Annotated in this window: 9 protein-coding genes and 3 pseudogenes; 2 read left to right on the top strand and 10 right to left on the bottom strand. The window is 57.0% G+C overall.

Features of this window, described 5'->3' with window-relative positions:
* Window positions 1-111: 111 nt before the first annotated feature.
* Window positions 112-1,326, top strand: coding sequence for an IS256 family transposase (locus tag H9529_RS08485; protein ID WP_190305591.1), 1,215 nt, complete (start codon window positions 112-114; stop codon window positions 1,324-1,326).
* Between the two features lie 57 nt (window positions 1,327-1,383).
* Here H9529_RS08485 and H9529_RS21435 read toward each other — a convergent pair.
* A pseudogene (locus H9529_RS21435) lies at window positions 1,384-1,570 on the bottom strand (IS110 family transposase); the annotation flags it as partial.
* Window positions 1,571-1,645: 75 nt separating this feature from the next.
* Between H9529_RS21435 and H9529_RS20700 the strand changes: the two are divergent.
* Window positions 1,646-1,876 (top strand): hypothetical protein, encoded by a 231-nt coding sequence (locus H9529_RS20700; protein ID WP_176847384.1) that lies wholly within the window; start codon window positions 1,646-1,648, stop codon window positions 1,874-1,876.
* Between the two features lie 108 nt (window positions 1,877-1,984).
* On the opposite strand, the gene H9529_RS08475 is transcribed toward H9529_RS20700, so the two are convergent.
* From H9529_RS08475 to H9529_RS21085, 9 genes and pseudogenes are all read right to left on the bottom strand, one after another.
* Window positions 1,985-2,590, bottom strand: a complete 606-nt coding sequence (locus tag H9529_RS08475) for a DUF1190 domain-containing protein (protein WP_092892916.1) — start codon at window positions 2,588-2,590, stop codon at window positions 1,985-1,987.
* Between the two features lie 82 nt (window positions 2,591-2,672).
* Window positions 2,673-3,866: a glutathionylspermidine synthase family protein gene (locus H9529_RS08470; protein WP_092892918.1), complete on the bottom strand. Its 1,194-nt coding sequence runs from the start codon at window positions 3,864-3,866 to the stop codon at window positions 2,673-2,675.
* Window positions 3,867-4,032: 166 nt separating this feature from the next.
* Window positions 4,033-4,301 (bottom strand): annotated as a pseudogene (locus H9529_RS08465) (IS5/IS1182 family transposase); the annotation flags it as partial.
* 110 nt (window positions 4,302-4,411) lie between these two features.
* Window positions 4,412-4,831: a GNAT family N-acetyltransferase gene (locus H9529_RS08455; RefSeq protein WP_092892920.1), complete on the bottom strand. Its 420-nt coding sequence runs from the start codon at window positions 4,829-4,831 to the stop codon at window positions 4,412-4,414.
* A 276-nt stretch (window positions 4,832-5,107) separates the two neighbouring features.
* The gene (locus tag H9529_RS08450) at window positions 5,108-5,575 is read right to left on the bottom strand and encodes a GNAT family N-acetyltransferase (RefSeq protein ID WP_092892922.1); all 468 of its coding nucleotides are present in this window, start codon (window positions 5,573-5,575) and stop codon (window positions 5,108-5,110) included.
* 132 nt (window positions 5,576-5,707) lie between these two features.
* Window positions 5,708-5,977, bottom strand: coding sequence for an integrase core domain-containing protein (locus tag H9529_RS08445; RefSeq protein ID WP_223814098.1), 270 nt, complete (start codon window positions 5,975-5,977; stop codon window positions 5,708-5,710).
* A 497-nt stretch (window positions 5,978-6,474) separates the two neighbouring features.
* Window positions 6,475-7,913, bottom strand: a pseudogene (locus tag H9529_RS08440) (IS1182 family transposase).
* A gap of 258 nt (window positions 7,914-8,171) precedes the next feature.
* Entirely contained in the window at window positions 8,172-10,379 is a 2,208-nt protein-coding gene (locus tag H9529_RS21090) for a calcium-binding protein (protein WP_190305589.1), read from the bottom strand.
* Window positions 10,282-13,122, bottom strand: a complete 2,841-nt coding sequence (locus H9529_RS21085) for a calcium-binding protein (protein ID WP_190305587.1) — start codon at window positions 13,120-13,122, stop codon at window positions 10,282-10,284. The genes H9529_RS21090 and H9529_RS21085 overlap by 98 nt, the downstream gene beginning before the upstream one ends.
* Window positions 13,123-13,278 lie beyond the last annotated feature (156 nt).

Raw genomic sequence — 13,278 nt, 5'->3', positions numbered from 1 at the left:
GATGCGCGGCATGCGCTTTGATGCGATGTTCGCTTCGGTCACCCTACCGAGAGTGTCCGATCTTCTGTGTAACTGGGATCTGGTCCATGCTTCCTGAGAGGAGCAAGGACGATGACGATTTCCAAGGAACTGCTGGACGAACTTCTGAAGGGCTGCGAGCGGCCTGAAGATTTGCTTGGCAATAACGGCTTGATGAAAGAGCTGAAGATCAAGCTGATGGAGCGGATGCTGGGCGCCGAACTGACCGCGCACCTGGGCTATGAGGACGGCAAGGAGGCGCCGCCCGATCAGGTTAACCGCCGCAACGGCTCATCCGCCAAGAGACTAAAAGGCCAAGACGGCGAACTGCCGATTGCCGTGCCGCGTGACCGGGACGGCAGCTTCGAGCCTGAACTGGTGAAGAAGGGCCAGACCCGGATCGATGGGATGGACGACAAGATCATCGGGCTCTACGCCGCCGGTCTGACGGTGCGTGATATCCGCGCCCATCTCGAGGACGTCTATGGCCTTCAGGTCTCGCCTGACCTGATCAGCCGCGTCACCGACGCCGTGCTGGACGAGGTCCGGGAATGGCAGTCCCGGGCGCTGGACCGAATGTATCCCATCGTCATTTTCGACGCGCTCCGGGTGAAGATCCGCGATGCTGATAGCCGCATGGTGAAGAACAAGGCCGTGTATGTTGCCCTGGGCGTCTCACGGGACGGTGTTCGCGAGGTTCTGGGCCTGTGGATTGCCGAGAACGAAGGGGCCAAATTCTGGCTGTCGGTGATGAACGAACTCAAGAACCGGGGTGTCCAGGATATCCTGATTGCCGTCGTGGATGGCCTCAAAGGCTTCCCGGAAGCGATCACCGCCGCCTTTCCCGATGCCACAGTCCAGACGTGCATCGTTCATCTGGTGCGCCATTCCCTGAATTTCTGCGCCTGGAAGGATCGCAAGGCAGTCGCCGCCGATCTGCGCCTGATTTACGGCGCTCCAACCGCCGATCAGGCTGCCGCCGAACTGGATGCTTTCGAGGAAAAATGGGCCGAGAAATACGCCTCCATCGCTCCGGCATGGCGGCGGGCATGGCAGGAGGTGATCCCGTTCTTTGCCTTCGATCCGGCGATCCGCAAGATCATCTACACCACGAACGCCATCGAAAGCCTGAACCGTGTGATCCGCAAATCGATCAAGACCCGTGGTTCGTTCCCGACCGAGGAGGCTGCGACCAAGCTGATCTATCTGGCGATCCGCAATTTCGAGAAAGGTGGGCGGAATGTCCGGGAATGGTTTGCGGCCCGAAACCAATTCGCTATCATGTTCGACGAACGCTTCAACGCGTGACTGTATCTGAAACCCGCATGGACCGGGCCAGATACACAGAGTTCATGACACTCCCACCCTACCCCAGCCATGCGCCGTCGCACACGCTTCCATGGCGATCAGGCATTTGGGCTGCTGTGCAACGAATGCGAGCAATTGGTCCCGCGACAGTTTCTTGCGAAACAAGACCGAACCGTCACTGCGCGCGCCGTGCATGGAAAACGCGCTTTGCCAAGTCGATACCGATGAGAGTAACTTCGGACATGCATGCTCCTTCCTTTTGTGATGGCTTTAATGTTCACCACAATGGCACATTGCGATGCCGTCGGGAGGGGCATCCATGCCATCAACAGAGTCCAGTACAACGACCAATGAAGACCGAAGCAAGGTACTTTTGGTCAATATGATAGTTAAGAACTTGGGGATCGGCGGGGCCCAAGGGCTGAAGTTGGGCGATGCTGACATTTCTGCGTTTTTCATCATGGCGTCGATTCTCGTGTCGATTCCATTTGCTGCAATCTTGTTGTCGGTCACGCCGGTTCATGGCGTTTTCGCGCGACCCGTTCGTTGACGTCGAACGTATAAGAGCATCCATTTACAAGGCAATACTACGCAATGCTGGGCGTGAAATCGCGCTGGCGCCGTTTTTATTCTGTGAACTCACACGCGCCAAGCCGTGTCAGCCACCAAATCCGCGTGCCGCGCCACCGGTACGCCCTGCGCCAAAGCCACCAGACGCACGCACGTTTGCCCGGGTCATCGGCTGCGCCGCCGATGCCGGGGCGGCGGCGCGGAAGTTCGTCGGTGCAAGGCCGACAGCACCGCGATTGGCGTTGAGATTGGTCGCGCCTGACGGTGTCGAATAGGTGCCCGACGCGGTGCGGTAAAGCGGTTGTGCCGCCATCGTGGCGCGCCCGTTGTTCATCATCGACCCCATCATGTAGCCCATCATCACCGGCATGAAGATGCTGCCGCCACCAGATGATGCCGCAGCCGGATCGACGGTGCATTCGCCCCCGTGCTGTTCTTCACACAGCGCCAGTTCGTCATAGCGCGGCGCGGTTTCGTTATGCGCCACTTCTGCTAAGGCAAACGCATTGTCGCAATCTTGCACGCTGTATGCGCCCGTGAGATCCTGCGCGGCTGCCCTGCATTCGGCAAGCGTAGGGAAGACCTGCGTGGCGACGTCTTCGGGAACACAGCCAGCCACGCCGAAAGCCGCAGCGCCAAGCAGGGCGACACGGACATTGCGGGAACGCAGCTTGCGTGGTGAAGCTATGGTCATCGAAATACTCCCTTGTAGTCAAAGTTATATAGCGCGTCGCGGAGGCTTTGCGAACCGGGACGCGCAAGATGCGGTGTGCGCGTCAAGAGCGAATGAAATGTGGCTTGAACCGGCTCAGGTCCTGCGTGATCCGGGCACGGTCTTCGCGGATGCTCATCCCGACGCAGGTCTGGCCGACGATCCAAGCGCCGATGACCGGATGAAAGCCGTCAAAGGCAGGCATTTCGTGGTAGGCCTGCACGATGATCGGATGGTCGACATAGGCCTGATCCTGTGCCGCAGCGATGATCTGGTCACCACGCGTGATGCTGATGCTGGAACCTTCGCGCGAAAAGAGGGGTTTGCGTACCATGCCCCGATCAAATGCCGCAGCGGCGCGGTTCACGGCCGCCCCGCCCTTGGTGAAATCTTCGGCGAAAAAGCTGGGCAACAGGTTCGGATGCCCTTCGAACATCTCCCACAGGACGGCGAGCATCCCCTTGTTGGATACAACCGCCTTCCAGGCCGGTTCAAGAAAGCGGCATTGCGCATCTGCGATGTGCTGCGCGAAATCGTCGCGCAGCATGTCTTCCCAAGGGTAAAGCTTGAACAAAGCACCTATGACCAGACCTTCGGCATCGCAGAACTGGCCACGATCCGTGATGCCGATCTTGTCTATCGGCACGTAATGCGCCCCCAGACCCGCCTCTCGCGCAGCCCACGCCATGCTTTCAGTGGTTGCGTAGTCTTCTGGCGATGCCGCAAAGGACGTGAAATGAACGTCCGTGTCTGGCGCAAAAATATCCGCGAAACGTGTTACCAGTGCCTCGTGGATGCCATTGAACTGATCACTGTTGGCAGCCAGTTTCCCCGCCGCGATCTGGTCTTCCAGCCATTGCCATTGGAAAGCGGCGCTTTCGTAAAGAGAGGTCGGGGTGTCAGCATTGTATTCGATCATCTTGGCCGGACCAGCGCCATCGTAAATCAGATCGAACCGCCCATAAAGTTCCGGATCGCCACCCGCCCATGATGCCGCGACAATATCACGATGTGCTGCGGGGATCGCCAGCTTCTCCATCAGCTCCTGCGATGCCACAATCCGTGCCACGGCTTCGCGGCACATGGCATGCAATTCCGTGGAGGGGTCTTCGATTCCGGTCTCCACTTCGGTCAGAGAGAATGCATAGACCGTATCCTCGGCCCAATAGGGCTCGCCGTGCATTTCGGCGAAGGTAAAGCCCGCCTCGCGCGCCTTGTCTTCCCAGTCAGGGCGGGCACCCAGTGCGATAAGTTCCAATACGATTTCCTTCGTCCGTCAGCTCTGCGCCAGCCCGGTTGCTTTGCATGCCATGCAACCATGTACGAGACCGGTTTCACACTCGGGCTCTTCTTTCAACGCCATGTTTCGCTTTTCAGCAACCCGACAGAGTCAAGATCGTGTCGTCGCAACGAAGGGCTGGTTTGACTGCCCGCCACTGACTGTCGCAGATGGCATGAAGCTTGGTGTTCATGCCGCCTTTGGTGCGGTCGATCAAGCGACCGCGCCCCCTTTTTTCGCGCCCAGGCTGGACGCGGCGCGATGGGCCTTCAAATCGGTGGTGTCGATCGCTACCGTCTTCCGCGCGCCGTGCTCGGCCGCCAGCGGCGAATACGGGACGAACCCGATACCCAACTGGCAGGTGGGCAGGACCTCGCCTTCGACCCCGCGCGACCAGAGAGAGTATTCCGTCTGCACGGCGATGACGGGATGCAACCTGCACCGACGCGATGCTGACATTGCGCTGAGGACGATAAGATGAGCTGCGAAGACATCAACCACCATATGCACCCACTCAGTAAAAGTCAGAGGCGCTTTAGTAAGAAGTGCCGCGCCCCATCCTCAGGATAGCCGTCGATCCGACCAAATTCGCTGAACCCCAGTCGCTTATAGAATTCGGGCGCCTGAAACGAAAATGTGTCGAGCCAGATCCCTTGCATCCCGCGCAAGCGTGCCTCTTCCTCGATGCGCGCCATCAGCTGGCCACCGATGCCCTTGCCGCGGCCTGCCTCGGCCACCGCCAAAAGCTCGACGAACACCCATTTCAGATCCAGCGCGAAACGGGCCGAGAGACCGCCAAGGTAGAGACCGTCTTGATGCGCCTCAAAAAACACCGTCTCGGACTTGAATGATTTCCCGATCGCTTCGGAGTGGCCGTCGAGAAGCGCCAGAATGCGATCTCTTGCTGCATCCTCGGGGCCTTCGGCGTGGCGGATTTCGGTCATTCTGGCATCCTCGGGTCAGTATGGTTTCGGGGTAATGAGATAGCCGGGCCAGGTGATGATCGCAAGAACTGGCTGGTGGCTGAATGGACTAATAAAATCAGCGGATGCGGGCAGTCTTCAACTTAAGTAAGCCCGCTTTGGTGATAATTGAATTAGCGCGGCGCCCCTCCATCGAGCGCGAGTTTTTTCAATGGGATGAGGTCCACAGCCGACGTTCGTGGCTGCCGCATCAAATGACCGTAAGCAGCTTGATGCCGCCCGGGCATTCCGACACGTCTATTCTGCGAGGCGTTTCTCCAGGTCCAGCCGCATTGTGGCCATGCCCTTTCGACGGGAGAGCTCTTCGTACCCGGCCGAGAGATAGGCATTGAAGGCCGGCGCATTATCGAGTTCCACCTTCAAGGTCACTACCAGCGCGCCCAGTGCCCGCGCAGCCTGCTCCACGTGCTCCGTCAGCTCCGCAGCAGCACCACCGCGCGCCTCTTCGCAGATATAGACGTAGGTGAGGTGCCGCACCTCTGGCCCCACTCCCTCCCTGAGAGCAAAGAACCCCACGTCCCGTCCTGTTGCATCTCGAAGGTAAAAGGAGACATCCTCAGGGTCTCCAAGCCACTTTTGTTGCCATTCAATCTCATCGAACGGAACTTTTGCACTTGGATTGAGCAACGAAATTTCCGCTTCCGGCAGCATCGAGGCCAAGGGAGCGAGATCGCGGAGGTGGTTGCGGCGCAGGGTGAATGCCATGGGTCCTTCCTTCGGCTGGGCCCGACGTCAGAGCGCCGGGTGCATTCCTGAAAGGAGGGTGTTTTACACAGATGCCTCATCCGGGTCAAACGGGATGCCATTCGTGTATTGACCCAGCGGAATCTGCACAGGTTAAGCCGCTAATTCGAATGTCGCGGCGGGGGTTTTCATGGCGAGCGCTTGATGTGGGCGCTCGTAGTTGTAGAACTGGATCCAGTCGCCAATGGCGCGCGTCGCATGCTGGATGCTGTCGAAGCGTTGGCGATGAACACACTGCTCCTTCAGTGTCCTGATCACGCGCTCGACCATGCCATTCTGTTGCGGGCAATGTGGCGTGATGAACTCCTGGTTCAGGCCATAGCTGCGGATCAGCGCAGTGTATTTCCGACTTGTAAAGACCAATCCGTTGTCGGACCTGAGAAGGAACTCCTGTGACACTTTGCCGAGCGTGCCGAACCGGCTGATCAGCGCATGCTCCAGTGCGCTGTAAGCGGTGGCTGGAGACCACGTCTATTTCAGTTTGACCGCGTGAAGTTCCAGGGCAGCAGATCGTCGATGCGGTTTTGGGGATGATCTGGCCGAATACTGCCGCAAGCGCGGGCTTTATCCTGCGCAGATCACAGCATGGCGTGCCGCCTGTGAACAGGCCAACGACTGGGACCGCGTCAGCACGGCGCGGCTGGGGGCAAGGCACCGCTTACAGGGAACTGGCTTTTGCAGTTCACATTTGGCGCGACCGGCCGAGGCTGTGTGGAAACTCTCGCGCCCAGAGCAGTTTGCGATGTGATGGGTTTGCAGCAGGCATTTTGGCTTGCTTGGGTTCATGCAACCCGCCGGTGGCGCGGATATCGCGCCAATGAGGGCAGTTTGACCGGTTTTGGGGAGTGATTTCCCCTCTTTCAGGCGGGCATCGCCGCCATGAGCCCCTTGATCCCGACCAATGCGACCATGCGCTTGATGTTGTAGGCCAGCACGTTCAGCGCCATCTCGGTGCGCACGTTTTTCAGACGGCGCATCAGGAAATGGGTGGTGCCCATCCAGGCCTTGATCGTCCCGAAAGGATGCTCGACCGTGCTGCGGCGCAGGGTCATCGGATCATCGGCGCTGCGCAGACGGTCGCGCATCTCGTCCACCAGATGCTCGTATTCCCAGCGGGTGACCCGGCGCTCCGTGCCCGTGGTGCAGCGTGATTTCACGGGGCAGTTCTGGCATTCGTTGGTCCAGTATCGTCGGACCTGAAGCCCGTCTTCATCGCGGGTGTAGCGGTAGGTCAGCTCATCGCCTGTCGGGCAAACATAGACGTCGCGGTCGGCGTCATATTTGAAGTCAGCCTTCACATACATGCCCTTCTTGCGATTGCCCGAGGTCTCCGGACGCGGCATGGTCACCGTAATGCCCGCCTTGTCGCAGGCGGCAATCTCGACACCGCTGTAATAGCCCTTGTCGGCCAGGGCATGCAGCGTGTCGCGCCCAAGCGTATCCTTGGCCGCCATCGCCATCGGGCTGAGCTGGTCACGGTCGAACCCCTTGTTGGTGACTTCATGGGTGACGATGATGTGGGTTTCAGTGTCCACTGCGCATTGCGCATTATAGCCCACCAGCCCGCTGTTACGCGCGCTGGTGGCCATCGCTCGGGCATCGGGATCAGTCAGGGAAATCTGGCCGTCCGGCGCATCGGCCAGGGCCTTGTCCATGGCATTCAGTTTCTCGATTTCCTGCTTGAGCCGCCCGTATCGATGCGCCAGATGCGTGACCTTCTCCGCCCGCACCTCGCCTTTCTCCTGCCGGTCTATGCGCACCATCTCGGTGATATAGCGCTCGACATCGGCCTCCAGATGCGCGAGACGGCTGGCGATCTTGCCCTTGGTGAAGTTCTTGTCGCGGTTGTTGACAGCCTTGAACTTGCTTCCATCGATCACCACGCATTCGCCCTTCAGCGTGCCGATCCGGCGGCACAGCTCGACGAATTGCGCGCAGGTCTTGCGGATAGCAGCACCGTTATCGCGTCGGAAATCCGCAATCGTCTTGTGATCCGGCACCAATCGCCGAGCAGCCACATCACCTCGACATTGCGCCCGGCCTCACGCTCCAACCTGCGGCTGGACGGGATCCGGTTGAGGTAGCCATAGATGAACAGCTTCAGAAGAATGGCCGGATGGTATCCCGGTCGCCCTGTCCGCGCATGCGCCGCGCGCACAAAGCCAAGGCCCGCCAGATTAAGCTGTTCAACAAACAGATCCACCACCCGGACCAGATGATCGTCGTCAATCCAGTCCTCAAGTCGATCCGGAAACAGCGTCACCTGATCGCGATCAACACCTTCAATGAAACCCGACATAAATGCACTCCCGTATCGTAGGAAGCATACCATATCTGGGGGTTTTCACACAGCCTCGGCCCAATGCTGCCATTGGTCGACTACTCTCATCGCTGCGGTGCGACCCTCCAGACCGGACCTTCGCTGCAATTACAAAATCATAGAGGCCGCTAACTCACAGATCCCGGACTTTGCCGACGTTGATCAAATGCCGGCTTTGGGGCAGCGATGAGCACTTTTGGCCTGATAAGGCGCTGATTCTAAACGGACGTTCGCAAGTTACAAGATTTCCAATGCGCTCAGAATTTCCGGTAATGTCGAGGAGAAATCGTTGGCGCTTGACGCAAGATCGATTGATATGTCGTGAGCAGTGCCAGATGCACTATCTATATAATGAATCAAGATACCAATATCTGTGAGCACAACGCTTGAAGCGTCGAATACTGCCCCACCAGCATTGTAAAAACGCAGTGTGTCGCCCTCAGAGATATCGAAATCAGAGACCGATGTATCGGTTGATGTCCGCGTGAACTCGAATACATCCGCGCCCGCTCCACCAGTCAGTATATTGTTTCCGCTACCGCCAAAAATGGTGTCATTGCCGCTACCGCTGGAAATGTTCTCGTCGGCATCCGATCCCCAGATCACATCATTTCCTTCGCCACCGTCGATAGACATTGCAATACCTGCGAGGCTGTAATCAGGACTGGTCAGATCGATGATATCATTGCCGCCCATGCCTCGGATTTCTTCAATATTGGCAAATCTTGCGATACTTTCGTTACCGACATAATCTTCTGTCAGTGCGATTGAGCTGTGGAAGCGGGAGTAAGCATCGTGCAGGAAAAAGACATCACCTTCATCGCTGAGTTGAACGATGTCGGCATCTGCGCCGCCATCTGTCACGGCTTCAATACGCACTAGCCCTTCGAGGTTGATCCGTACCTGGGTGCCGACTTGCGTGTCGGAACTGACGTTGAAAGCGACATAGCCATTGGTGTGATAAGAAGAGCCGGTCAGTATAACGATATCCTCGCCGCTACCGAGATTGATCAGATCTGCGCCGTCGCCATCTACCACGACATCGGAGCCAGAACCTGTGGAGATTGAATCATCGCCACCGCCACCGGCAACAAAGTTGCTATCGCCATTACCAATCAAGGTATCCGCTTCAGAGCTACCAATGACGTTTTCAACAGACGTGAATGTATCGCCCTCGGCATCGCCTGATGATCCTGTACCGTTGGAAAGGTTAACGGTTACACCAGTTGCCGACCCAGAATAATCAACAAGGTCTTGTCCCTCGCCGCCATCAATCGCGTGCTGTTCTGCTCCGCTTCTAATTAAGTCGTCGCCGCCTCCGGCTTGGACAGCGGCCTCAGACGCAGTGAGTTCGATAATGTCATCCAAGGCCGTGCCCAAAAGTGGAATTGGGCCTAAGGGGAGCGTTCCGTTCGCGATTGATGATGGATCAATAGCCTCCACCGAGCCATTGAGTATGACAGACCAATTGGCTGGTGCTGAGAAGTAATCGACCAAGACAGCGTAGTTGCTGGTACCCATGACGCGGATAATAAGATGCTCGCCCGAGCGGCTGTAGGAAAGACCTGTGAAGGATACGTCCGTAAACTCTGCGGTCAATGTGCCAGATGAATTGTAGATCAGATCGATACCAAACGCGCCAGAAAAGACGGCGCGATCATTCCCGCTTCCCCCCTCGATGACATCGTTGCCTGCGCCGCCGATGAGGGTGTTGTTGCCGCCGCCGCCTGCGAGGGTGTCGCTGCCCGCGCCACCGTCGAGGTAATCCGAGCTGTTCCCGCCCGTCACGGCATCATTGCCGGAGCCGAGCAGCAGATGCGCCCGCTCGAACCCGCCGACCGTGACGCCATTGGCAAGGGTGGTTGCGTTGGTCGTCGCCAGTGACCAGTTGATCGCAGCGGTCTGGCCGCGCCAGTTGGCAGCAAAGGTGTCTGTTGCGGCACCGCCGAAATACTGCGTGCCGTTCAGGTAGACGACAAGGTCATTGCCAAGGCCGCCATCCACGTTGACTTCTTCGACATCCACGATCGCGACATCATGGTAAAGTGGGTTTCCCCATTGCTGCGTGATGATGTAGGCGGCACCGCCTGCAAGCTCTTGCAGGTATGTGTTGATGGAAAGGGCGGATGCCGTATTCCCCAGAACATTGCCATTGGCTATCCGCACGCCGTTGCCGTACTGCGGACTGCCGCCGCCGACGATCCACGCCGTGTCCGTTCCAGAGCCGCCGTCGATTGAACCATCGCCCAACTCATGGATGTAGAAGCGATCATTGCCTGCACCGCCAGCAAGCGTGCCGCCCTGCGTATCGAGGATGACATCGTCGCCTGCGCCGCCGTCAATAGTATCATTCCCTGCGCCCCCCCTCGATGACATCGTTGCCTGCGCCGCCGATGAGGGTGTTGTTGCCGCCGCCGCCTGCGAGGGTGTCGTTGCCCGCGCCACCGTCGAGGTAATCCGAGCTGTTCCCGCCCGTCACGGCATCATTGCCGGAGCCGAGCAGCAGATGCGCCCGCTCGAACCCGCCGACCGTGACGCCATTGGCAAGGGTGGTTGCGTTGGTCGTCGCCAGTGACCAGTTGATCGCAGCGGTCTGGCCGCGCCAGTTGGCAGCAAAGGTGTCTGTTGCGGCACCGCCGAAATACTGCGTGCCGTTCAGGTAGACGACAAGGTCATTGCCAAGGCCGCCATCCACGTTGACTTCTTCGACATCCACGATCGCGACATCATGGTAAAGTGGGTTTCCCCATTGCTGCGTGATGATGTAGGCGGCACCGCCTGCAAGCTCTTGCAGGTATGTGTTGATGGAAAGGGCGGATGCCGTATTCCCCAGAACATTGCCATTGGCTATCCGCACGCCGTTGCCGTACTGCGGACTGCCGCCGCCGACGATCCACGCCGTGTCCGTTCCAGAGCCGCCGTCGATTGAACCATCGCCCAACTCATGGATGTAGAAGCGATCATTGCCTGCACCGCCAGCAAGCGTGCCGCCCTGCGTATCGAGGATGACATCGTCGCCTGCGCCGCCGTCAATAGTATCATTCCCTGCGCCCCCCTCGATGACATCGTTGCCTGCGCCGCCGATGAGGGTGTTGTTGCCGCCGCCGCCTGCGAGGGTGTCGTTGCCCGCGCCACCGTCGAGGTAATCCGAGCTGTTCCCGCCCGTCACGGCATCATTGCCGGAGCCGAGCAGCAGATGCGCCCGCTCGAACCCGCCGACCGTGACGCCATTGGCAAGGGTGGTTGCGTTGGTCGTCGCCAGTGACCAGTTGATCGCAGCGGTCTGGCCGCGCCAGTTGGCAGCAAAGGTGTCTGTTGCGGCACCGCCGAAATACTGCGTGCCGTTCAGGTAGACGACAAGGTCATTGCCAAGGCCGCCATCCACGTTGACTTCTTCGACATCCACGATCGCGACATCATGGTAAAGTGGGTTTCCCCATTGCTGCGTGATGATGTAGGCGGCACCGCCTGCAAGCTCTTGCAGGTATGTGTTGATGGAAAGGGCGGATGCCGTATTCCCCAGAACATTGCCATTGGCTATCCGCACGCCGTTGCCGTACTGCGGACTGCCGCCGCCGCCGATCCACGCCGTGTCCGTTCCAGAGCCGCCGTCAATCGTCGTGTTTCGGGCGATTTCGTCCAACACAAAGGTTTGTGATCCAGCCAGCGGATCAGGTTCATAATCGGGGTCGCCAACGTCGATGCCTGTGTCTGAAAATCCGGTCGAGGCATCTGTTCCATTGGTCACATCAGCAATTTCAGGTGGCGCTTCCAGTTCCTGCGTCCCATCAATAGCAGTGATTGTGAAGTCGTTGGTTCCGTCAGAGGTGAGCGTGATATCAGTCTCGACCGTGTGAACCTCAATGAAGCCGCTTGAATAAAGTTCGTTACTCTCTATTAGATCAAGGGCCTGAAGGAACTCAACGACGTCAAAACCAGAGTAGTTAAAAAACGCTTCGGGTACCGTACTAAATAACTCTCCATTACCATTCTCCTCGAGCGAGTTATTAATTCTGCCCCACCCAAGCTCAGCGCGAATAGCAGTTATGATGGGAATCAAATTAAAGGACACACCATAAGACTGAGTATATGTTCCAGAAACCGATATGGCGATGGAAAAGTTCTCGCTGCTGCCGCTGATGATACCGGGATCGAAGGAGATCGAGTCCCCAAATGCGCCTGAACCAACTACAATTCCATTATCTAATATTTCTAAACTGCTGTCGGATTGTTCAAATGACACAATCCGTTCCAGCTCCAATCCTAGGTTCAAGTCTATGTCAAGCAATTCCGCTGCAAGAGCGATTTGGCCTACAACCGGTAGGGTGCCTTCGAGAGTGTAGTCAAAAAAACCTGTCAAAGGGTTTGGATGGAAGGGATTGGGCGGCAAAATCCCAAAATATTGGAGGATCGCGTCCAAATCAAAATTCAGCCCTATGAAATTATCATTATCCTCGCTCTCTTGAGTGAAGGAAAAATTTTGCCACGTCAAATCATGGTTGCCACCAATGAGATCTTCAGTACCAGAGATAATATTTTCAACGGAAAGGTCTTCGTCGAAGTCCCATGTTATCGATGTCCCTGGGAGCACCGAAATGTTGTATTCACCTTCAGTGTCATATATTTCAGATGAAAACAGTTCTCCAAACATTCCATAGAAATCAATTGAACCATCATCAATTGATCCACCAAGGAGTACTATTCTTTCGTCTGTGATATCAATGATCGGATCAGTTGGGGCAAAATTTACCGTGCCGCCCCATGCATTCAATTCGGCTTCGTTGAGATCAAGTAAGATATCATACTCAAGACCGACTTCAGCAGAACCGCTGTTTGTTGTGCCAATGTCGGACAGCTCCATATCCTGTACAAACCAACGGCTCGTATCAAGGACATAGGTGTCGCCTTCGGCAATGATGGTGCTCTCATCGTAGGCAATGAAAATATCGTACCAGAGGTCGAGCTGGTTTTGGCCAATGCTGAGCTCCCAGAAGGCATCTAGATCAAAGTTATAATCCAGGTTCAGTGAAGCATCGACGCCTAGGATACCGGCAACCTGCCCTAAAGTGCTATCCTCACTATCCCAGCTGACGTTTTGTACACCTGTCGAAAACAAATCGAGCGTACTGCCGAACGTCACAGCCGCGCCAGTTGAGCTATAATTCAAACGAATGGTTGGTACAGTCATTCCAGCACCCCAAGTTTATACATCAGAAATCTATAACGCACTAGAGCGTGCGTTGGGAAGCAACCAAGTATTCCCAAAAGGATGGTTTGTGGGCTCAGGCGAAGAAACCCCTTGCAGTCAAGGACTTGGGAAGGCCAAATATCATGATCAGAGTCC

The organism is Roseicitreum antarcticum (genome assembly GCF_014681765.1).
In the GTDB taxonomy this organism is placed as follows: Bacteria; Pseudomonadota; Alphaproteobacteria; order Rhodobacterales; family Rhodobacteraceae; genus Roseicitreum; species Roseicitreum antarcticum.
This window is presented reverse-complemented; position numbering and strand designations above follow the sequence as displayed.